Consider the following 20,923-nt stretch of genomic DNA (forward strand, 5'->3'; position numbering starts at 1 on the left):
AATCGGTTACCCTAAATTAAAAACTATAAATTAATTATTAAAAAAATATTTTACATTAATTTCATAATAAAGAAACTTTTTAATCTAAAAACATCTACAACAAAGCGCTAATCGCTACTTTTACAAAAAATTAAGAACACAAAAAAAGGCTACCCATAACGGGATAGCCTTTCCAAACAAGGTTAAACTAGCGCTTAACCGAAAATATCATTAAGCTCCTTCGCCAGGCGCAAACCTGCTTTTAGCAAGCACGCTTCCATAGGATCTTTGAAACGGAAGATATAATCGTACGACAATTTGTTTTGCTTCGCGACATCATCGTAAATCACATTCGCAAGCTGATGCGACTCATACAACCACTGCTCAAAGGTTGAATTGGTATATTGCTTGAAGAAGGACTTATCGTAATCCAATACCGTAGCATATTCCGTAAAAGAATACTTCTCATTGTCGACTAAATCACTATCCCAAACACGGTGGATGTTGCCCTGGCGGCCAAAGAAGGTAACATTGATCTTATTGCCTCCCAAATCCTCCGCACGACTGACGTGCATTGGCTGATGTGCATCCCCCAATAGATGGATCACGTAATAAAGAGCTTCACGTCTTTGCGCAACGCTCAGACTCTTATCATTCACCTGTGCACGAACTTTTGCGTATGCCTTATACAAGTTTTGCTCCGGCGAATTCTGTAATGCCGTATTGAACTCTTCGAAACTCAGGTTTCCGGCGGTATTCAAGAAATGCCATGAGCCTGTAGAATTTAATAATGGATCGGGCGAGGACTTGATAAAGTCTGCCCAATTCGACCAATATGCAATCTTTTGCTTTCCAATCAATGCCTCGATATTGCGTTTTGCCTTTCGCGTAAGGTGTTTTTCTGCGATCTCAGAAATAACACGGTGCCCCGTCATCCCCCAAGCAAACAATTGCTGGCTCGTCGTCAACAGGGTAAATAATAACAGGATCTTTGCTACTGTTTTCATTATCTATTTATTTAAAAAGTTCAAATCCATACTGCGCATCCGACCAAAAGCTGTCCAATGCGATAATGCGCGGCTTAAAAAAAGAGATCAATGCCGGCCAATCCTCTTGACGAAATACGCTAACATTTGGGAGTTCCGTATAAATCCGCGCAGTCTCCTTTCCATAATCATCAAAACTATGCGCATCCCAAATCCATTCCTCCCCCAATTCAGCTTCCAATACCACTTGATATTGACGAAACTGCTCCATTAACAACGCACGGATACCCGCATCAGGGTGCGCCATTTCAATCGCTATATGCGCTTTTTTGTTGTCAGCATCCATCCGAAAATAAAGATGCTTAATCCCCGTCTTATAGTTTATCCAATTGACCTTTAAACCGTCTGCACCAGCAATTGGCGTCATATACTGACCAAAGCTTGTCCAGAAGGACTCCCGAATTCTCTTTGCTTCTTCTCTTGAATACAATACCGTTAATTTTCTGCAAAACTAGCAATCTATTTAAACTTTTGTGTCTCCTAATTGTTTTCTTCTTAAATTTAACTATGGACAAAAAGAAATCATTAATAGCACTTTCGGCGGTTGCATTAGGTACTGTTGTTTACAATCTATTGCGCCCGGTAAAGTCAAAAGTAGACGTTATTGAACCATTTGATCTTCAGAAATATTTAGGGCGTTGGTATGAAATCGCACGTTTTGATTTCCGTTGGGAAAAGAATTTAAAAAACGTCACAGCAGATTATTCCTTGAATGAGGACGGCACCGTCCTTGTCAACAACCAAGGCGTGAACATCACTACGGGAAAACATAAACAATCCATTGGCAAAGCCAAATTTGTGGACGAAGAGAATCGCGGTGCACTTAAAGTATCTTTCTTCGGTCCCTTCTACGCTGGCTACAACATTGTCAAACTCGACGAACACTACCAGGATGCCTTAATATTCGGAGACAACCTAGACTATATCTGGTTCCTGTCGCGCAATAAAACCATGTCAAAAGAACGCAAGGAAGCCTATCTAGCCTACGCACAGGCACATGGATATGACACCTCCAAATTAGTCTGGACCGAACAAGAATAGAATCATGAACTTCAGAAAAAAAGCCTGGGTAAATACTCAGGTTTTTTTCGTTTAGGAATGCTTCGACTTAAAGCCCTTTCAAACCCAATGTAAACCCCATGTATAACCCTTTCAAACCCGCTCGCGAGCGGGTTTGAAAGGGTTATACATGGGGTAGTATTTAGTAGTTAGTAGTTAGTAATTAGACCTAGGGCGGAAATGGGTCTAAATACTAACTACTAAATACTAACTACTATTCAAATATTCCCTGAATAAACCCATACTCTAGCGTTGTATCTTGGGCGATACTTTCTGCTATTTCCATCAGGTCTGTTGGGGAGATTATATTTTTAAGGCCTGCGTTGAACAAGCCTGTTAGGGCTTGTGCGGCTTCCAATTTTTCTGTGGGGCTGATGAGTGAGCTCCCGAGGTAGAAATTTAATACCGAGCCAGCGTAGTCGCCAAAGAGTTCGAAGGTTAAGGTCTTCTTTTGCGATCTGAGATGGCTAAGGAATTTTTCGAAATCCCCTTGTAGCATATTCTTTTGGGTAGCTGTTAACATAGCACAAAAGTAATGATTAGTACAAGGTTTTAAAATGGTTTAAAAAAATCGGCGCACCATTCTTCAACGAAGAATATGTGCGCCGACAATTTAATTTAGAAAAAAACTTAACTTATTTTCTAACACTGATTGATACTCGTCTGTCTTTAATACGGTCAGACTCTGGAGCATTAGCTTCATATTTCGCTAATGAAGAACCATAGCCTTCCGTTTCTACGACTCTGTTTCCTACGCCCATTCTATCTAAAATGGCTTTCACAGCATCGGCACGCTCGCCTGATAATTTCAAGTTGAAAGCTTCATCGCCTGTTTTATCTGTATATCCACCGATCTTCACCTTTACATCTGGATAAACCTTCAAAATATCGGCAAGATTTTGCAATTGTGTTTGGCTTTCGGCAGTGATTTTAGAAGTTCCGGTTTCAAAGTTTAAGTTATCAAAGTCGAACCAACGGTCTTTAAGCTGATCCTCCGAATACTGTTTGTAATCGCTATTCAAGAATGCCACTAGCTGATCTTCAATACCGCCCTTATAAGCATTGATTGTGCTATTGTCCGGTAGAGTCACCATGATCGACTCGCGCACTGGCGCCGTTGTCACTGTATCAACGATGGTATCCACAGGAGCAACTGTCGCTGGAATGGTATCCGTTGTCGCTGTTTCATTTTCACGGCTACATCCTTTTCCAAACAAGAACCATAATAACAGCAGCAATAATGGAATTAATAACCACCATAAGCCACCGCCTTTTTTACGCTCCTCCTCACGAATATGTGCTACCGGGCGATCTTCGACGCGGTTTTCCATACGTGTTACCGGTGGAACAAAAGGATCATCTACGACTACATCTCTAACCGGGTCAATGATAGGCTCACGCTCTGAAGGCGGTGTTACCGGTCTTCCCTCCACAACGCCTGGTTGCGATAGCAGTGAAGAGCCCAACACGCCTAAATTTAATCCGGAAGGCAATGCTGCCAAGAAATCAGACTTATTATTGTCCAACAATCCTGCGATACGGCTCGTATCCCAATCGGTACCATTCTTTGTTAGGGCTCCGATAACGCCAGGCAATGCTGTTTTGAAGAGCTGCATAACCGAGCTACCATTTGTGTGTAGGAATCCTGAAATTGTGGCGATCACCTGATCTAAGCCTCCACCAAAAATGGAAGAGATCAAGTGCGATCCTTTCTCAGCATCTGCGGGATCATTATCCACTCTGTTCCACACGGAACCCAGATCTGAAAAATTTATCTGTGAAAAATATTGCTTTAATACATCGAAAATTCCACTTTGCTCCGACGGAGATTTGCTCTGCAATCCGAGAAATAAAGAAGGAATTACGGCGTCTAAACCTTTGCGAACGTTGTCTGACGACTCGCCGTGCTTTGCGGCTAGGTTGTCGAAGACCTGATCATTAAAATATGACCGAGCGGTTGTTAATAAACTATTTTCCATACTGTTTATATAAATTGATATGTTGAACTAACAAGCAGTGTAATATTTTTGTTTGCATGAAGACACATTATTAAATTAACCTTATATTAACATCCTAACCGTATTTTTGAAAAAAATCAAATATTATTACACATGATCAAAAAAAGTATAAGCTTTTTCTTTGCGTTTGTTTTATGCGTCGGATTAAGCTTTGGACAGAAACAACCGAAGTATATTTTCTATCTGATTGGTGATGGAATGGGCTTAAACCAAGTACAAGCTGCCGAGGTGTTTTTAGCGAGCCAGCAAAATAAGAATAGTACGGTGCCGATGGTATTCAGCACTTTCCCCTACGCAACCCACGCCACATCGCACTCTTTATCGCATGGCGTAACGGATTCGGGTGCTGGTGGTACCGCTTTAGCCGTAGGTTATAAAACCAAGAACGGCGTGATCGGTATGGATAGCGCTGGTGTGAAAGCATATGAAAGTATCGCCTACAAAGCGAAGAAAAAAGGCATGAAGGTAGGTATTACAACTAGCGTTAGTATCGACCATGCAACACCTGCATCATTCTTTGCGAATCAAAAAGACCGCGACATGTATTATGAGATCGGTCAAGATATTATTAAATCTAATTTCGACTTCTTCGCCGGTTCTGGATTCTTAAAACCTGAGACCAACGCGAAAGGTGAAAAAGTAGCACCTTTGATTCCGCAATTAGAAAAAGCGGGCTACACCATGCTTTATGGGATGAATGATTTCAACAAAGTAAAAAGCGGACAGAACAAGTTGATCTTGATGAACAATCAAGGAACTTCGCCTGTATCGTTAAAATTTGCGATCGATCAGGAAGCAAACGATATGAACCTTGCGAACATTACCGAAGCAGCAATTAAAACTTTGAGCCAAGGAAACCAAGGATTCTTCTTAATGGTTGAAGGTGGAAAGATCGATTGGGCTTGCCACTCGAACGATGGCGCGGCAGCCATCCAGGAAGTGATCGACTTCAACAAAGCCGTTCAGAAAGCTTATGATTTTTATCAAAAACATCCAGAGGAAACATTAATCATTGTTACTGCTGACCACGAAACCGGTGGTATGGGTGTTGGCAACGGTGGTTCTACGCTTCGTATCAATAACATCAAGAATCAGAAGATTTCGCAAGAAGCGCTTTCCACAAAGATCAATGCGCTTCGTGAGAAAAACAATAGCGCAGCTTGGGAACAGGTGAAAGCCCTATTGAGCGAACAAACAGGCCTATGGACGAACGTGAAAGTGGGCGAAAAGGAAGAGAAAGAAATCTTCGCAGCCTATGAGAAAAGCTTCGTCAATCACCAAAACGAAACAGCAAAAAGCTTATACGCGAACAACGATAAAATCGCATCCCTTGCAATCAACGCATTAAACAAAGCATCTTCTATCAGTTGGGCTTCAGGAAGCCACTCCGCAGCTTACATTCCGGTTTATGCCATCGGTGTAGGCGCTGAAAACTTCAGCCGCAAAATGGACAATGTAGATATCCCAAGAACATTGGGCAAAGTTGCTGGTTGGGAATTTTAGGTAGTATTTAGTAGTTAGTACTTAGTATTAAGACCTGGACAGATCGTTTTAACACTAAGTACTAACTATTTTATTTAGTAGGCCAGCATAGGTCTAAATACTAACTACTAAATACTAACTACTACTACCCCACCGGCACTTCCATCAACAAAAACTCTGCATTGGTGCTAGCCTTGATAGACACATGCTTCTCGCCCATAATGCCTAGGCCATCGCGGCTATGCATCAACTGGCTACCGACTTCGATATCTCCTTTTAGCACGAAAACATAGAGACCGTTATTGGGATTTTTCAATACGTATTCGCGGGTGTATCCTGCGTCGAATGCTGCGAGGTGGAACCAAGCGTTCTGATGGATCCATACGCCTTCGTCGTCGGCACTTGGTGATAAGATTTGTAAGAAATTATTGTGTGCTTTCTCTTTGTCGATTGCTTGCTGATCGTAGCGTGGCTCCACATTCTGCTTGTTGGGGATAACCCAGATCTGCAAGAATTTCACAGGGTCTACTTCCGAATGGTTGTATTCGCTATGCTCGATACCTGTTCCGGCACTCATGACTTGGATATCGCCAGGTTTGATGACCGAACCATTGCCCATGCTATCGTTATGTGCAAGCTCGCCTTCTAATGGAATCGAGATAATTTCCATATTGCTATGTGGATGTCTTCCGAATCCCATCCCACCAGATACATAGTCGTCGTTCAGTACGCGCAGTACTCCGAAGTTCATGCGCTCTGCGTCCATATATCCTCCAAAACTAAATGTATGTCTGGAGTGCAACCAACCGTGGTTTGCATCGCCTCTTGAATCTGCTTCGTGATAAATATACTTTGCCATAATTTGAATCCTTCTTATTTGATAACGCAAATTTGAACAAAAGAGTTTGCTGGGGCATTGATGTAGGATAAGAATTTCAAAGGTTATAGTAATCCTTCATCGCGAAAGCTTAGGTAGGCACTGTCGGTGAAAATTAGATGGTCATGGACGCGGATATCGATCAACTCGGCAGCACGGACAATCTTTTGGGTAATCTTCATATCGGTATCACTGGCTTTCAGAGTGCCGGAAGGATGATTATGTGCCAGAATAACGGAATGGGCTTTATTGAGCAGGGCGAAGCGAAAGATCGTTCGAATGTCAACCGGCGTAAAATCATTTCCGCCACGTCCTATCAACTGTGTATCGACCACTTTGCATGCGGTATTGAGATAAATCGTCCAGAACTCTTCATGGGGTAAATCCTGCAGTTTTGAGCGGAAGAACTCGTAGACCAGCTTACTGGAATTGAGGATAGGAATGTCGGTCTGTAGGGTTTCTTGTCGACGACGTCCCAGCTCCAAGGCCGCAATAATGCTGATTGCTTTCGCTTCACCTATACCCTTGTATTGGCAGAGGTCGTGCACCTCGAGTTTGGAGAGTTGAAGAAGATTATGATTTACACTCGCCAGAAGCCGCTTACAAAGTTCGACGGCTGTTTCTGTTCGAGAGCCAGAGCCGATAACGATAGCTAACAGCTCGGCATCAGTTACTGCCCGACGGCCTCGTTCAAGTAGTTTTTCTCTCGGTCGATCGGCTTCTGCCCATTCGCGGATGACCATTTTTTGAACCATGTGATATCTGTTTGATTAACAATCGATTCCTTATAAATATACGAATTCAATTAGACTTAAATACATTCAATATCAACATCTTAAACGGATAACTTCCTATTTTAGCCTAAAACCTTATCTTTGTAAATATTTTTCGAATGAATTGAACTTATGAGTAAAGCAATTATCAAAACAGAAAAAGGTGATATGACTGTGCAATTTTACACAGAAGATGCACCGAATACAGTAGCGAACTTTATTAAATTGGCTAAATCAGGATATTACGATGGATTAACGTTTCACCGCGTCATCAATGATTTCGTAATCCAAGGTGGTTGTCCGAATACACGCGAAGGTGCAACAGGAATGCCAGGTACTGGTGGTCCGGGTTACAAAATTGACTGCGAATTAGACGGAAATAACCAATACCACGACCGCGGTGTATTATCTATGGCACATGCTGGTCGCAATACCGGTGGATCACAATTTTTTATCTGCCATAGCCGCAACAATACGGCACACTTAGACAGAAACCACACTTGTTTTGGTAAAGTAATCGAGAATGTAGATGTGGTAGACGATATCCGTCAAGGCGATCGTATCTTAGGTATTGAAGTTATTGAAGATTAATAAAGAGAAAGATGAATTTAAGAGGATTAGTTTCCGTAACTGGAAAACCAGGATTATTTAAGTTAATCGGACAGAATAAAGGTGGCTTCATTCTAGAAACTTTAGATAAAGCAAAGATTAAATCGGTAGTTAACTTGTCGACAACCAAGATGGCGACATTGGAAGACATCACTATTTATGGTGAAGATGATGAGATCCGTTTGATCGATGTTTTCGAAGCAATCAAAGCGAATGATGGAAATACACCTGATGCAAAAGCGGATGGCGATACATTGAGAAACTTCTTTAGAGAGGTAGCTCCAGGTCATGACGAACAGAGAGTGTACTCTTCAGATATCAAAAAAGTGATTACTTGGTACCATATCATCAAAGAATTGCCATTGTTTGAAGAAGAAGCACCTGCTCCTTTAGCATAAGCAGTATAAGCATACACGAAAGCACCTCCGAGGAGGTGCTTTTTTTTGCATGATCTGTTTTCGATCTAGCCGAGAACTTTCATCCTTGATAGGTTGGGGAGCAAAATTGAAAGATATGAGGGTAATTATGAGATAGAATTTAATTATCCGCGTATTCTTATTAAATTGATGTCAATTAGCACTAAACAAGAGGTAATGAGCGTATTTGAGAAGCTTTTCGAGAGCAACTATTCCGATGACAGTCCTATAGCAACAATTGCAGATTTTTGGAAATGGTTTGAACGCCATGCTGATTTATTCTACCGCGCGATTGACGAAGGAACTGATATTGAGAATAAATTCTTCAGTCCACTTGCCGACCAGCTCTATAAACTGCATGAACGCATCTTCTTTTTGGTGGGCATCAACAAAGAATCGAATATTGCTGAACTTACCTTTACGCCGGATGCGATAATACGCAATATCGCCTTTGTGGAAGATTTGGTAAAGGAAGCTCCGCAGGTAGAGAAGTGGCAGTTTGTCGCTTTGAAGCAAGCTAGCGATGTGGAAGGCTTTGGTGTCAAGATGTTTGGACGAGACTTCAGTAACAAGAATATACAATTCTACCCGGTGGAACATCCTGAATTTCCGGATGAAATTGATATTATGGCTGTCTATGACGACTACGATGAGAAAGATCACGATGACATCTTCAATGGCGTATGTATTTATTTAGACAACGCGCTTGGCGAGTTAAAGTCTATTACCATGATCGACAATATGCGGGTAAGAGGGCCGGGCGATGATATCACCGAGCTGATACCTATAGAAAAGCTTGATGCCTACTTACTTTGGCGCGAAAAGGAATTTGTAGAGCGTTACACCGACATTACCCATTATTCCAAAGATGATCACTATGGTTCTTACGAGGGAGAACTAGAAAATGGCATGCCTATCTTTGCAATCGTCAACCATACCCTCCTCAATTGGGACCACAAGGCTTCACATCCCTGGATCCTCGTAATCATGGTTCATTATGATGCCGATCCGGAAACAGGTCTGCCAAACGATAAAATCTACAAACTGATGGAAGATCTGGAAGTGGAATTGATGGATCGTTTAAAGGATGTTGATGGTTACATCAATCTCATTCGAGAGACAGGAAATGGGCTTCGCGAAATAAATTTCGCCTGTCGGGAATTCAGGAAACCTTCGCGCGTGATGGAAGAGATGACTATAAAATATGCAGAACATTTCCGTATAGAATTCGATATCTACAAAGACAAATACTGGCGTAGCTTCGATAAGTTTAATGGCGAAATTTAATCTACATTAAAACATTAGAAATGTTAATCAGACCCTATCAGCACACCGATCTTTCCGAAGTATTAGCTTTGTTAAGCACTAATATTCCTGCCTATTTCGCTCCTGAGGAATATGATGATTTGAAAACCTACTTATTCCATGAAATCGAAGAATATTACGTGGTAGAACAAGGTGATTGTATTGTTGCCGCCGGTGGGATCAACTACAAGGAACAGGATGCTTACTTCAGTTGGGACTTTGTCGACGCCTCTATGCATGGGACTGGGATAGGGAAAAAGTTGCTGCAACACCGATTGGAAAGAATTAAAGAACAGGGTAACATACGAAGAATAATTGTCCGTACTTCTCAATTTGCTTATGGTTTTTATGAAAAGAACGGCTTCAAAATTAAGGAGCAGCACAAAGACTATTGGGCGCCGGGCATTGACATGATCTATATGGTCTATCAAGAACACTAATTAAATTTATGGAAATCGACCTATCGAAATATCATCAGAAAAAGCGCATTATTGACTTAGTAAAAGCAAACACACTCGGCTGTCTGGCTGTGTTTCCGATTGCACTCGTTTACATCGTGCCTTACGTGCTGATCTGGTCGGATCAGCTTACGAAAGATTCGATAAAACAGACATTGAACAGCATGGGATCTGGTACAGCGGTTTTAAACGGCATAGGCTTTTTCTTGATATTGATCGTTGGGATTGTCATTCATGAAGCGATACATGGATTGACCTGGAGCATCTTTGCGAAAGGCGGGCATAAGGCCATGAAATATGGAATTCTGAAAAAGATGCTTACGCCCTATTGCCATTGTACCGAGCCATTAAAACTCAAACATTATATGATTGGTGCGGCTATGCCGGGTTTACTCATGGGCGTTTTGCCGGCAATCGTCGCTATCGCAATCGGCAGCCCAACACTACTCATGCTTGCCATTATTTTCACACTCGTTGCTATTGGTGATGCGATGATCATCAACCTCGTCCGAAAGGAGGATCCGGAGAGTTTGGTACTGGATCATCCTAGTGAGGCTGGTTGTTATATTCTGACAGAGAAGAAAGAATTAGAAGATAAATCTGAAACCTTCGATACCTGGAACAATATCGCCGACATCTATAAGAGCAAGTTCATGGATATGGATATTTATAACAGCACTTATGATGAACTTTTAAAGCATCTCCCTAATAAGCAAGGTCGGATACTTGATGTAGGCTGTGGCCCCGGGAATATAGCGCGATACTTGCTGAAATATTATCCATCCTTACAAATTGTTGGAATTGATATCGCAGAGAATATGTTGGAGATCGCAAGAAAGCATGTGCCTACGGGCGAGTTTTATTTATTGGATGCGCGTGCGATCAGCATCTTGAATGGTGAATTCGATGCTGTCATAGCAGGTTTCTGTATCCCCTACCTCAATGCATCCGAAACAGAACAATTTCTAGACGACGCTGCAGAAAAATTGAATAGCAAAGGCTTACTCTACCTATCTTTCGTGGAGGGTGATCCGGCAACACCGGAAGTCAAGAGCAACCCTTTGGGAAGTGTAAAATTTTACTTCCATCGCGAAAGAGAATTGCAGAAAGAATTAAAAATTAGAGGTTTCAAACTGTTCAAATCGACGATTATCCCCTACGATGCCAACGATAAACATACGGTGATGCTTTTTCAAAAGCATTAGTAGCAGCATTTTTGTGTTCAAGAAATGACAGTAGGTCGATTTACTTCTCGCAAAATATTGATAATTTGGCATCAACATCAGTCACTATGGAAGGGAATAAGGAATTAAGAGATCCACATGCTACTCAGTCTTTCTGGAATGCACGTTGGGAAAATCGACAGACGGGTTGGGATATAGGTTATGCCTCGCCTGCACTCACGCAATATATTGATGGGCTAACCGATAAGGACATCGCTATCCTAATTCCAGGCTGTGGAAATGCTTACGAGGCTTCCCATCTGATAGCTAAGGGATTTTCGAATATTACCCTAATCGACATTGCCCCAATCGCTGTGGCTAATGCGCAAGAAAAATTTAAAGACAATCCTGAGGTAAAGGTTATATTGGGGAATTTCTTCGAGCTTGATGAATCGTATGATCTGATCCTAGAGCAGACCTTCTTCTGCGCGATAGACCCTAGCTTGCGGCCGCAATACATACAGAAGATGGCATCGCTGCTAAAACCATCCGGACGATTAGTCGGGGTATTATTCAATATTGATTTTGAAAAAGAAGGACCTCCTTTTGGTGGGCATATCGCTGAATATCACCCTGCCTTTGCAGCTTATTTCGATATCCACAAAATGGAGGCTTGCTACAATAGTATTCAACCGCGGCAGGGTTCGGAATTATTTATAAATTTGATAAAAAAGTAGTTCTGCCCGACAAATAAAACTTTTTAGATAAGACGCTGTTTACTGTATACATGAAATCGTTGTTTCTCATAGGCCTACTCGTGCTCGCGATGTTTATTCCATCGCTCGGGCTAGCGTGTGAGGTTCCTCATGAAAAAGAGGAGACACAACATTGCGAACATCAAAGTAGTGAACATAAGCAAGCTGAAAAGCATACCTGTTGTCATGAGGATGCTGAGCACTCAAAGGAAAGCAGTAGTTCGACTGAGCGTCCGATGGGCTGTGCCGGCAAAGGGTTCTGTTGTTGTGCTACCCCCATGATTGGGCATTTGCAGCTTGGTAATTTCTTATTCGAATTCGAAATCCCATCCTATACATTGAATATCCAAATCACAGAAATACAACAGTTTGTTGTTTCTAATGGATTCTCCAGTATTTTTATTCCTCCTAAAATAGGCTAATCAATCACACTTTTATTGGTTAATTAATCTGCAAGCATAAATAATGCTTGTCAATTGTCTATTTAAAAATACTTGAAATGAAAAATCTTAAGGCATTTTTAGCCTCTATCATCATTATATCTTCCCTATCTGTCAATGCACAGATTAAGAACGCAAAAACGAGCAGAGTTGAAATCAACGGCAACTGTGCAATGTGCAAGAAAACTATCGAAGCTGCGGCATACGAGCCGAAGGTCTCCAAAGCTGAATGGGATGAAGATACCCATCAGGCTGTTCTCACCTACAATCCTGATAAAACTTCCGAAGAAGCCATTCTGAAAAGAATTGCTCAAGCCGGATATGACAACCAAGCGTTCCGTGCGCCGGATGAAGTGTATGCAAAACTTCACGAATGTTGCTTGTACGAGCGCGACCATACGGTAGCCAAGGCTGACCATAGTGAACATCAGGCGATGGATCATAGTCAACATAAAGCTTCCGCTAAGGAACATGCCAATATGGATCACAGCCAGCAAGCTGGCAAAATAAGTGCAAATGCGCAGTTAGCAGCTATTTTCGAGAACTATCTCGCAGTGAAGAACGCCTTGGTAGCAACTGACACGAAAGCAGCAGCGACCGCCGCAAAAGCATTAACCGCATCCGTTGGCAAGGTTGAAATGGGCAAGCTAGCACATGAGGAACATGAAGTGTGGATGAAAGTGATGAAGGGAATACAGACGGAAGCAACAGCAATTGAGAAGTCCAACGATATTGCGAAACAACGTAATAGCTTCATGGCATTATCCAATCATCTGTACCCCTTGGCTAAAGCATCAAAGGCTTCAACGGCATTGTATTGGCAGTTCTGTCCGATGGCAAACAATAACAAGGGTGCCTATTGGCTAAGTGCAGAAGATGCCATCAAGAATCCTTATTTCGGATCTAAAATGATGAACTGTGGCGAAGTAAAAGAAAAAATCTAAAACTAAAGCACAGGTAATTTATTTTATTTCTAAGGATTTCTATGAAAAAGCTAAGAATATATAACATCCTTAGCATACTCCTACTTTTCAGCTTTTCCGCTATGGCGCAAAAGGTTGTCAGGTACGACTTGTATGTGAAGGATACACTGGTCAATTATAGTGGCAAGGAGAAGCGCGCTATAGCGGTCAATGGGATGATCCCCATGCCTACGCTGACCTTTACCGAGGGCGACACAGCGGAGATCCACGTGCATAACGAAATGGACGAGCCCACCTCGATGCACTGGCATGGCGTCTATCTTCCCAACCCCGAAGACGGCGTGCCTTTCCTCACGCAGATGCCAATAAAAGCAAAGAGCACTTACATCTACCGATTCCCGATTATTCAGAACGGTACACATTGGTATCATAGCCATACTGGCATGCAGGAGCAGATTGGGATGTATGGTGCTATGATTCTGAAAAAGCGCGAAGATGATCAGGACAATCGCAAAGGAATTGACGATCTGCCTACCATTCCCATTATGCTAAGCGAATGGACAGACCTCAATCCCGACAATGTACATCGCATGCTGCACAATGCCAATGATTGGTTTGCGATTAAAAAGAACGCGACACAGAGTTATGCAGAAGCCATCAAAGAAGGTCACTTTAAGACTAAAGTAACCAATGAATGGAAGCGCATGCTAGCGATGGATGTCAGCGATGTCTACTACGACCGCTTTCTCATTAATGGCAGCAGCGAACAGTCGCTATCAGATTTCAAAGCGGGCGATAAGGTCAGGCTGCGCGTTATCAACGCGGGAGCATCCTCCTACTTTTGGCTAACCTATGCTGGAGGAAAGATTACCGTAGTAGCGAATGATGGCAATGATGTTGAGCCCGTTAAAGTTGATAGGCTGTTGATAGCTGTTTCGGAAACCTACGATGTCATCGTTGAGATTCCGGAGGATGGTTTCGCTTATGAGTTTATGGCGACAGCAGAGGACAGAACAAAAAACGCATCAATCTACCTGGGATCAGGCGTTAAGCAACTAGTCGCTCCGCTTCCCAAGTTGAAGTATTTCGAGGGGATGAAAATGATGAACGACATGATGAAGATGAACGGCGATCTGGACGATATGGGGATGAAGATGTCTATGCAGCGCATGGATATGAACAGCGTCATGTATCCAGAAATGGAGGGGAAAGCTATGCAGCATGGAGGTCATCAAAACATGGATCATTCCCCAGCTGAGAAGAAAGAGGACAAAGCTCATCAGGAGCATCAAGGAATGAATCATGGGGAGCAAAAAGAGGCGCATACTGGCCATCAAAATATGACAAAGCATGGGCAGTCTGACACGGCGGCCCCACATGCGCAACATCAAAACAGCGATATTGTCACTTTAAATTACGGAATGCTGCGCTCGCCCCATTCAACTAAATTTCCAGAAGGAACCCCGGTTAGAGAGCTGAAGTTTGAATTGACTGGGAATATGAACCGCTATGTCTGGAGTTTAGACAATAAAGTGCTATCCGAAGTTGACAAAATCCCTATCAAAAAAGGGGAAGCTCTGCGAATTATCTTATACAACAATTCCATGATGCGCCATCCTATGCACCTGCATGGTCATGACTTTCGTGTGTTGAATGGACAGGGAGATTACGCGCCACTAAAAAATGTGTTGGACATTATGCCGATGGAGACAGACACCATCGAGTTCGAATCGAATGTACATGGCGACTGGTTCTTCCATTGCCATATTTTATACCACATGATGGCGGGCATGAACAGGGTGTTCAGCACGGAAGGACAGCCTGATAACCCGAAACTACCGAACAAGGAGAAAGCCTATCGCATGCTACAGCGCGAGAGCAACATGCCGCATTTTATGATTCAAAACGATTTCGCAACTAACGGAAACGATGGCGAACTGATGCTGCACAATGCGCGTTGGCAGTTAACCTCCGAGTGGAGATTGGGCTACCAGGACATGCACGGCTATGAAGTAGAAACTCATCTAGGACGCTTCGTCGATCGTATGCAATGGTTTATGCCATTTATTGGTTTCGACTGGCGCTATAGAAACATGAAAGAGCATGGCCCCGAAACCAATATCTTCGGGCAAACGAACAGTAAAAATGAAAGAGCGCTCTTCTCGGCGGGCTTTGTTTATACCTTGCCGATGTTGATACGCTTTCAAGCCGAGCTCTACCACGATGGAAATGTGAGGCTACAGCTTATGCGTGAAGATATTCCACTCTCCAAAAGATTGAGGGGTGGATTTATGGTCAACTCCGATAAGGAATATATGGCCGATCTAAGATATATCATTACTCGCCATGTCGGTGTTAGAACGCATTACGACTCTGATATGGGATTCGGCGTCGGACTGTCTCTTAACTACTAATAGTTCCATAAACATAGCGAGGCCGCCTTTTCAGGGCGGCTTCACTTGTTATGTCGTTCCAAAAATGAATAGGCTCAACAGCCTAGCTCCCCTTTCTATCCTACAAGCTGCTATTCTCTCGAATACCAAAAGCATATACCACATTTTAGGTATTTTGATAAAATATATTGTCCTGACTAAAAAAGCACCTTAGATTTACATTAACAAATTAATTAACCGGAAGTAAAATTTATATTCAAACCATGCTCAGCTACGCCATAGCCGGACGTATCGCCTCTCTAGGAAAGGGGATGTCAAGCGCTAAATTGAATATCGAAGAAATTGGGGAACAAATTCCTGCCGCTATCATGATGCATGATATTATAGACGATACACCGGTTCGGGTAAGCTATATGAGTGAGTTTGGTTGTAACCTTTTAGGCACTTCTGTCGAAGAAATTAATCAGCTTGGCCTCGCCTATTATGAGAAGTACTTTGTGAAAGAAGAGGTTGAGCAATGTGTTTCAGGGTTGCAACAATATATCTCAGAGAAAGACCCAAATCAACAATATTCCTTTTTTCAACAGGTAAAACTTCATAACGAAGTGGAGTTTAAATGGTTCTATACTATTTGCAAACTCGTTCAAAATCCCGAAAACCACAAACTCGCTGACCAGCTAATGATTATTGCGACGCCGATCGAAGGTTGTGGCAATATGGTAAATAAAGTAAATAAAGTTCTTGACGATCATGATTTTGTCAAGCAGCATTATCGCCAATACGCGGCATTAACGAAACGCGAAAAAGAAATTATTCGCTTTATTGCGAATGGCGCCTCATCAAAAGAAATTGCCGACAGCCTATTCGTTTCCGTTCATACGGTGAATACACACAGAAAAAACATCATACAGAAACTCGACTGCAAAACCTTTGCAGCATTCCTCAAATTCGCAATTGCATTCGACCTCGTTTAAGTCAACCTTAAATCAGCAGTAAACCGGCTTAGATTCTTCGCTTATACCCCGGTTTATCCATTTCCTTGTCTAAGGACATCGGCCCAGACCCTACGATGAAAAAATAGATCAACAGCATTAGTACCACTAAGGAAAGCCAAAACTCTGAATTTAGAAAGCTAAATCCCTTTGTAATATTCACAAAGAAAACAGCCCCAATCAGAATTGGGATTTGTAAGGCCACGGCAAGTCGCGTCCGAAGACCAAGAATAATAAAAATCCCACCTACAATATGTGCAAACACCACATAATGTACGGCCGACCAAATAGACAATTGAAAATGTGTTTGTTCGATTAGCGAAGCGACAGAATCCCTGTCCATGATAAAGCTAACTCCTTTTGCGAAGATGACCAGTCCCAGGGAAATGCGGACGAAGTCTATCCAGCGAGGGTGATGTGCATCACCCCAATGCTCAATGCGTTCGATTAGGTTCATAACAACCTCCTTTTTAATTGGTTATACCTTTACAACGTATGAACACAGCTGCTAGTATATTGTTCTATTTTTTTAATAGACAAACCATTCCCCTATTTAGCTGTTTAAACACTACGGGCATTTCCAATAAAAACACGTATGAATCAAATGACGAAATATCATATCAACCGAGTTGATAGTCCTTTTTGGGCTTTTGCCATACATGATGGGCATCAAATTGAAGAAGAGCTGATGCCGTATATGCGGCTGTCGGAAACAGAACGTCTTCGCGAAGAAGATCCGTTTACCGCGGCAATGGCAGAATTACCCATCAACCAATTCATCGTTGGGAGCTCCAGGTTTCAATTGGATATCAATAGAAATTTAGAAAATTCAATCTACCTGACGCCGGAGCAGGCTTGGGGGTTGCATGTATGGAACCAGCTGCCCGAAGCGGAGGTGAACCGCCTTCGAAAAGAGCATGCGATGATCTATCAGGAAATAGAAGCATTGATACAAAGTACCATTGATCGATATGGCTTCTTTTTCATCTTTGATATCCATAGTTACAATGCAAAAAGTGAAAGCCCCGCAGAAGAAATCGATAAAGTAGCTAATCCGCAGATAAATCTGGGCACAGCATTTATTCAACCCAAGTGGCGACACGTCATCGACCTATTCAGCGAAACTTTTCAGAAAGAAACCCTTGAGGGGGAGACAATTGATATACGAGAAAACGTTAAATTTAAGGGAGGTTATCTCAATCAACACCTTAACAGCCAATATGGGCAGTCGGGTTGTGTGATATCCATAGAGTTCCGAAAGGACTTTATGGATGAATGGACGGGTGTTCCAGACCCCAGCAAAATTACTGCCTGCAAGCAACTGTTACTAAACACGTTGAAAAATCTAACGCATTATTTTGACAATGACCGAAAAGAATAAACCACTGCAAAGGATTCTAAACGCTATCAACAAGCGATCGGCTATTCATTATCAAATTCCAAATGTTGGAAAGTTTATCTTCAACAAGATCGTACCTTATATTTTTATATATCGGGTTCCCGAGATGGAGAAGCGCGATAAAATGCTCGTTGACTTGGCAAAGACCGAGAATGCAAGTATTGTCTGCAAGTCCTCGGGTTTTCCATTGGAAGAATGGATACGCCCCATTGCGCAGAAGCTCGCTGAGGAATTCGGTGCAGGCCTGCTTATTGAGGTATGGATTGCCGAAGATAGCCAGAAAGACGATATAGAAGTCCACGTAGCACAAAAAGACCTGTTACCCCTAGCTGAATACCTCGAAAAAAACATTCGCTTAGAGGCGCCTGAAATAAGGGTTGGTATCGAAAAGGATCAACATATCCCCCATCCGCCGGAAACAAAGCAATTGTTTTCCAAAAAGGAGCTGCAAAACAAGCAGATCTTGCTTATGGGGATCTCCATCAAACAAAACTACCTCGATGATGCCGACAATGTGCTTCCTCTATTAATGCGCATTTACAGAGAGTCTTTGGCGAAGTCGCTTTCCCGTCTTTTTTTTGAATTCCTAAGGGTCTATACGCATCTGAATGCCACTGCACAGCGAATTAACGTGCATCAGGAATTGACCCCATTAATGGTAGAAATTGATCAGGCATTGGCGCAGGAGACGAAGAAGTTCGACTTCCTGCTCATGGTTACTCCGCTCAATGCACACGAAGCCTGGTTGCAGTTTAAAAAAGATAAGTTCTGGAAAGCACCGAAGTTCCTGTATCGACCTATGCACGTCGATCCGGATCTCGTAAAACGCAGACTTTATAACCTATGCATCGAGGATATATACGACCCGACAATGGCCTACATCTTTCGGGATAAGCGTGCCGAGCTTGATTCTATGATTACTATGCTTGCCGATCGTGGAAAGGATGATTTCCTGCATGGCAGCTTACAGGTATTTGGAAACGTCTCGGAGAAGCTATATAATTCTGCATTGGCGCTCCTGATGATGACAGAGCCGGAGGAGGTTGCTAAGAAATCGGATGATATTATCTCAGCAAACGACTTCGCAAAGATGGCGCGAGAGGAAATACGATATTTACAAAAACAGAACACTGAATTCAATAGTCCTGTTCGCGTTCGTGAAGACATATCTGGTGTCATGGTCAACCGTGGAGCCTTAAATATCAGTCAGGAATATAAATTGAGCCGCTCACGGGCGATGGCATTGATACAGCATGAAATCGGCACTCATGTAGTTACTTACTTCAACGGACGACAGCAGCCACTCAACCTGTTCAGTTTGGGCGTACCGGGTTATGAGGAACTGCAGGAAGGACTTGCTGTATTGTCAGAATACATCGTCAATGGTTTGAACAACGATAGGCTACGAATTATTGCTGCGCGCGTTATTGCTGTTCACCATATGTTATTGGGCAATACCTTCACCGATACCTTCGACATGCTCGTCGATCAGTACCTTTTTCTTCCCGAAACAGCTTTTAACTTAACCATGCGCGTATATCGTGGGGGTGGATTAACCAAAGATGCACTCTATCTGAAAGGCATCATCGAACTGTTGAATTACATCAAAGAAGGAAATGAAGTCGACCTGTTGATGATGGGTAAAATCCGCAAGGATTACCTACCGATTATCAAAGACTTGCTACAACGGGGCGTTCTCATACCTCCCGCAGTTATACCACGCTATATGTCTGCCGACTATAAACCCAGATGGCAGGAAGTAACTCAAAAAGGATCCATATTTAAACTAGTTGAATAATCTAATCCGATTGTATATATGAAAATTGCATTTTTAATAAATCAAACCCATAAGGAAGAGGAAAAATTTACCACCACTATCCTTGCGCTGAAGGCGCTAGAAAGAGGTCACACGGTGTTGTACATTGGGCTTGCTGATTTTGTCTATGAAGACGAGCAACGCGTGCTAGCTCACTGTAGAGTCGTGGAGCCCGATCAGCAAATTGATACCGGCGATAAATTGATGAAGCATCTAAAAGACAGCAAGAAAACTTTAATCGATCTTTCTACGGTGGAGGTGTTATGGCTCCGCTTCGATCCAACCTTGGATATGATCAATCGACCTTGGGCTGCGGCGAGCGGAATACAATTTGCCCAGTTGGTAAAGAAAAACGGTGGTTTCGTCATCAACGACCCTGATAATCTGGTGCAGGCCAATAACAAGCTATACTTAGAAAACTTCCCCAAAGCCGTTCGTCCGAAAACCATGGTTACCAGAAATCACGAAGATATCTTACGCTTTCTAGAGGAGCAGAACGATAAAATTATTCTTAAACCATTGAAAGGCTCAGGCGGAAAGAATGTCTTTATGATAAAATATGATGAGCGACAAAACTTGAAGCAAACTGTCGAAGCCATTGCCCGTGATGGTTATGTTATTGCGCAGGAGTACCTTCCTGAAGCTCATAAAGGCGATATTCGTTTCTTTATGTTGGACGGAGAGCCCCTTGTTGTTGATGGCGTTTATGCTGCGGTACAACGCGTACAACCGGAAAATGAAATCCGTAGCAATATTCATCAGGGCGCAACGGCGCAGGCTGCCGAAATAACCGAAGATATCCTGAACCTGACAAAACAAGTATCACTGACCTTAAAGAATGACAACATGTATTTAGTCGGTTTAGATATCGTAGGCGATAAAATTATGGAAGTCAATGTTTTCAGTCCCGGCGCACTTTACCATGCCATAAAGCTGGGTAAGAAAGACTTCGCCGGCGCAATCATTGCCGACTTGGAAAAACGCGTCGAAAACTTCTATGCAGCCATCGACGCTGATTAA

22 protein-coding genes are annotated in these 20,923 nt (G+C 42.6%); 15 read left to right on the forward strand and 7 right to left on the reverse strand.

Annotated features, from left to right (window positions below):
- Window positions 1-194: 194 nt before the first annotated feature.
- Both QYC40_RS10695 and QYC40_RS10700 read right to left on the reverse strand, forming a co-directional pair.
- Window positions 195-986, reverse strand: coding sequence for a S1/P1 nuclease (locus QYC40_RS10695; RefSeq protein WP_301990244.1), 792 nt, complete (start codon window positions 984-986; stop codon window positions 195-197).
- Between the two features lie 7 nt (window positions 987-993).
- Window positions 994-1,455, reverse strand: coding sequence for a DUF4268 domain-containing protein (locus QYC40_RS10700; protein ID WP_301990245.1), 462 nt, complete (start codon window positions 1,453-1,455; stop codon window positions 994-996).
- 77 nt (window positions 1,456-1,532) lie between these two features.
- On the opposite strand from QYC40_RS10700, the gene QYC40_RS10705 reads away from it, so the two are divergent.
- The gene (locus QYC40_RS10705) at window positions 1,533-2,066 is read left to right on the forward strand and encodes a lipocalin family protein (protein ID WP_301990246.1); all 534 of its coding nucleotides are present in this window, start codon (window positions 1,533-1,535) and stop codon (window positions 2,064-2,066) included.
- 232 nt (window positions 2,067-2,298) lie between these two features.
- Here the strand turns inward: QYC40_RS10705 and QYC40_RS10710 are convergent, their stop codons facing one another.
- Entirely contained in the window at window positions 2,299-2,607 is a 309-nt protein-coding gene (locus QYC40_RS10710; protein ID WP_301990247.1) for a hypothetical protein, read from the reverse strand.
- 112 nt (window positions 2,608-2,719) lie between these two features.
- Entirely contained in the window at window positions 2,720-4,063 is a 1,344-nt protein-coding gene (locus tag QYC40_RS10715) for an OmpA family protein (RefSeq protein ID WP_301990248.1), read from the reverse strand.
- Between the two features lie 132 nt (window positions 4,064-4,195).
- Here QYC40_RS10715 and QYC40_RS10720 point away from each other — a divergent pair, with 132 nt between their 5' ends.
- On the forward strand, window positions 4,196-5,605 hold the full coding sequence (locus tag QYC40_RS10720) for an alkaline phosphatase (RefSeq protein WP_301990249.1): 1,410 nt from the start codon (window positions 4,196-4,198) through the stop codon (window positions 5,603-5,605).
- Window positions 5,606-5,729: 124 nt separating this feature from the next.
- Here QYC40_RS10720 and QYC40_RS10725 read toward each other — a convergent pair whose 3' ends face one another.
- Both QYC40_RS10725 and radC read right to left on the reverse strand, forming a co-directional pair.
- Window positions 5,730-6,443, reverse strand: coding sequence for a pirin family protein (locus tag QYC40_RS10725; RefSeq protein ID WP_301990250.1), 714 nt, complete (start codon window positions 6,441-6,443; stop codon window positions 5,730-5,732).
- A gap of 83 nt (window positions 6,444-6,526) precedes the next feature.
- Window positions 6,527-7,216 (reverse strand): DNA repair protein RadC, encoded by a 690-nt coding sequence (gene radC, locus QYC40_RS10730; RefSeq protein ID WP_301990251.1) that lies wholly within the window; start codon window positions 7,214-7,216, stop codon window positions 6,527-6,529.
- Window positions 7,217-7,366: 150 nt separating this feature from the next.
- Between radC and QYC40_RS10735 the strand changes: the two genes are divergently transcribed.
- From QYC40_RS10735 to QYC40_RS10780, 10 genes are all read left to right on the forward strand, one after another.
- Window positions 7,367-7,825 carry a peptidylprolyl isomerase gene (locus tag QYC40_RS10735; RefSeq protein ID WP_149526658.1) on the forward strand — a complete coding sequence of 153 codons (459 nt, stop codon included), beginning with the start codon at window positions 7,367-7,369 and terminating at the stop codon, window positions 7,823-7,825.
- An 11-nt stretch (window positions 7,826-7,836) separates the two neighbouring features.
- A complete protein-coding gene (locus tag QYC40_RS10740) occupies window positions 7,837-8,241 on the forward strand; it encodes a DUF5606 domain-containing protein (protein ID WP_149526659.1) in 405 nt (134 codons plus the stop codon).
- 195 nt (window positions 8,242-8,436) lie between these two features.
- Window positions 8,437-9,546: a DUF695 domain-containing protein gene (locus QYC40_RS10745; protein ID WP_301990252.1), complete on the forward strand. Its 1,110-nt coding sequence runs from the start codon at window positions 8,437-8,439 to the stop codon at window positions 9,544-9,546.
- 20 nt (window positions 9,547-9,566) lie between these two features.
- Window positions 9,567-10,004, forward strand: coding sequence for a GNAT family N-acetyltransferase (locus tag QYC40_RS10750; protein WP_301990253.1), 438 nt, complete (start codon window positions 9,567-9,569; stop codon window positions 10,002-10,004).
- An 8-nt stretch (window positions 10,005-10,012) separates the two neighbouring features.
- Window positions 10,013-11,227 (forward strand): metalloprotease family protein, encoded by a 1,215-nt coding sequence (locus tag QYC40_RS10755; protein WP_301990254.1) that lies wholly within the window; start codon window positions 10,013-10,015, stop codon window positions 11,225-11,227.
- Window positions 11,228-11,313: 86 nt separating this feature from the next.
- Window positions 11,314-11,922: a methyltransferase domain-containing protein gene (locus QYC40_RS10760; RefSeq protein WP_301990255.1), complete on the forward strand. Its 609-nt coding sequence runs from the start codon at window positions 11,314-11,316 to the stop codon at window positions 11,920-11,922.
- Between the two features lie 50 nt (window positions 11,923-11,972).
- Entirely contained in the window at window positions 11,973-12,362 is a 390-nt protein-coding gene (locus QYC40_RS10765) for a hypothetical protein (RefSeq protein ID WP_301990256.1), read from the forward strand.
- 77 nt (window positions 12,363-12,439) lie between these two features.
- Entirely contained in the window at window positions 12,440-13,324 is an 885-nt protein-coding gene (locus QYC40_RS10770) for a DUF3347 domain-containing protein (protein WP_301990257.1), read from the forward strand.
- Window positions 13,325-13,365: 41 nt separating this feature from the next.
- Window positions 13,366-15,717, forward strand: a complete 2,352-nt coding sequence (locus QYC40_RS10775) for a multicopper oxidase domain-containing protein (RefSeq protein ID WP_301990258.1) — start codon at window positions 13,366-13,368, stop codon at window positions 15,715-15,717.
- 242 nt (window positions 15,718-15,959) lie between these two features.
- Window positions 15,960-16,670 (forward strand): helix-turn-helix transcriptional regulator, encoded by a 711-nt coding sequence (locus QYC40_RS10780; protein WP_301990259.1) that lies wholly within the window; start codon window positions 15,960-15,962, stop codon window positions 16,668-16,670.
- 28 nt (window positions 16,671-16,698) lie between these two features.
- On the opposite strand, the gene QYC40_RS10785 is transcribed toward QYC40_RS10780, so the two are convergent.
- On the reverse strand, window positions 16,699-17,145 hold the full coding sequence (locus tag QYC40_RS10785) for a DoxX family protein (protein ID WP_301990260.1): 447 nt from the start codon (window positions 17,143-17,145) through the stop codon (window positions 16,699-16,701).
- 147 nt (window positions 17,146-17,292) lie between these two features.
- Here QYC40_RS10785 and QYC40_RS10790 point away from each other — a divergent pair, with 147 nt between their 5' ends.
- Genes QYC40_RS10790 through QYC40_RS10800 form a run of 3 tightly spaced genes read left to right on the forward strand, consistent with a single transcriptional unit; the run spans window position 17,293 to window position 20,923 of the window.
- Window positions 17,293-18,069 carry an N-formylglutamate amidohydrolase gene (locus tag QYC40_RS10790; RefSeq protein ID WP_301990261.1) on the forward strand — a complete coding sequence of 259 codons (777 nt, stop codon included), beginning with the start codon at window positions 17,293-17,295 and terminating at the stop codon, window positions 18,067-18,069.
- The gene (locus QYC40_RS10795; RefSeq protein WP_301990262.1) at window positions 18,053-19,885 is read left to right on the forward strand and encodes a flavohemoglobin expression-modulating QEGLA motif protein; all 1,833 of its coding nucleotides are present in this window, start codon (window positions 18,053-18,055) and stop codon (window positions 19,883-19,885) included. Before QYC40_RS10790 ends, QYC40_RS10795 begins: the two co-directional genes overlap by 17 nt.
- Before the next feature lie 18 nt (window positions 19,886-19,903).
- Entirely contained in the window at window positions 19,904-20,923 is a 1,020-nt protein-coding gene (locus QYC40_RS10800; protein ID WP_301990263.1) for a glutathione synthase, read from the forward strand.

This window comes from Sphingobacterium sp. BN32, assembly GCF_030503615.1.
Taxonomy (GTDB): Bacteria; Bacteroidota; Bacteroidia; order Sphingobacteriales; family Sphingobacteriaceae; genus Sphingobacterium.

Excerpts from the sequence above, each read along its gene's own strand:
- QYC40_RS10695 (WP_301990244.1), bottom strand. The coding sequence starts at position 986 with ATGAAAACAGTAGCAAAGATCCTGTTATTATTTACCCTGTTGACGACG.
- QYC40_RS10705 (WP_301990246.1), top strand. The coding sequence starts at position 1,533 with ATGGACAAAAAGAAATCATTAATAGCACTTTCGGCGGTTGCATTAGGT.
- QYC40_RS10710 (WP_301990247.1), bottom strand. The coding sequence starts at position 2,607 with ATGTTAACAGCTACCCAAAAGAATATGCTACAAGGGGATTTCGAAAAA.
- QYC40_RS10715 (WP_301990248.1), bottom strand. The coding sequence starts at position 4,063 with ATGGAAAATAGTTTATTAACAACCGCTCGGTCATATTTTAATGATCAG.
- QYC40_RS10720 (WP_301990249.1), top strand. The coding sequence starts at position 4,196 with ATGATCAAAAAAAGTATAAGCTTTTTCTTTGCGTTTGTTTTATGCGTC.
- QYC40_RS10725 (WP_301990250.1), bottom strand. The coding sequence starts at position 6,443 with ATGGCAAAGTATATTTATCACGAAGCAGATTCAAGAGGCGATGCAAAC.
- radC (WP_301990251.1), bottom strand. The coding sequence starts at position 7,216 with ATGGTTCAAAAAATGGTCATCCGCGAATGGGCAGAAGCCGATCGACCG.
- QYC40_RS10735 (WP_149526658.1), top strand. The coding sequence starts at position 7,367 with ATGAGTAAAGCAATTATCAAAACAGAAAAAGGTGATATGACTGTGCAA.
- QYC40_RS10740 (WP_149526659.1), top strand. The coding sequence starts at position 7,837 with ATGAATTTAAGAGGATTAGTTTCCGTAACTGGAAAACCAGGATTATTT.
- QYC40_RS10745 (WP_301990252.1), top strand. The coding sequence starts at position 8,437 with ATGAGCGTATTTGAGAAGCTTTTCGAGAGCAACTATTCCGATGACAGT.
- QYC40_RS10750 (WP_301990253.1), top strand. The coding sequence starts at position 9,567 with ATGTTAATCAGACCCTATCAGCACACCGATCTTTCCGAAGTATTAGCT.
- QYC40_RS10755 (WP_301990254.1), top strand. The coding sequence starts at position 10,013 with ATGGAAATCGACCTATCGAAATATCATCAGAAAAAGCGCATTATTGAC.
- QYC40_RS10760 (WP_301990255.1), top strand. The coding sequence starts at position 11,314 with ATGGAAGGGAATAAGGAATTAAGAGATCCACATGCTACTCAGTCTTTC.
- QYC40_RS10765 (WP_301990256.1), top strand. The coding sequence starts at position 11,973 with ATGAAATCGTTGTTTCTCATAGGCCTACTCGTGCTCGCGATGTTTATT.
- QYC40_RS10770 (WP_301990257.1), top strand. The coding sequence starts at position 12,440 with ATGAAAAATCTTAAGGCATTTTTAGCCTCTATCATCATTATATCTTCC.
- QYC40_RS10775 (WP_301990258.1), top strand. The coding sequence starts at position 13,366 with ATGAAAAAGCTAAGAATATATAACATCCTTAGCATACTCCTACTTTTC.
- QYC40_RS10780 (WP_301990259.1), top strand. The coding sequence starts at position 15,960 with ATGCTCAGCTACGCCATAGCCGGACGTATCGCCTCTCTAGGAAAGGGG.
- QYC40_RS10785 (WP_301990260.1), bottom strand. The coding sequence starts at position 17,145 with ATGAACCTAATCGAACGCATTGAGCATTGGGGTGATGCACATCACCCT.
- QYC40_RS10790 (WP_301990261.1), top strand. The coding sequence starts at position 17,293 with ATGACGAAATATCATATCAACCGAGTTGATAGTCCTTTTTGGGCTTTT.
- QYC40_RS10795 (WP_301990262.1), top strand. The coding sequence starts at position 18,053 with ATGACCGAAAAGAATAAACCACTGCAAAGGATTCTAAACGCTATCAAC.
- QYC40_RS10800 (WP_301990263.1), top strand. The coding sequence starts at position 19,904 with ATGAAAATTGCATTTTTAATAAATCAAACCCATAAGGAAGAGGAAAAA.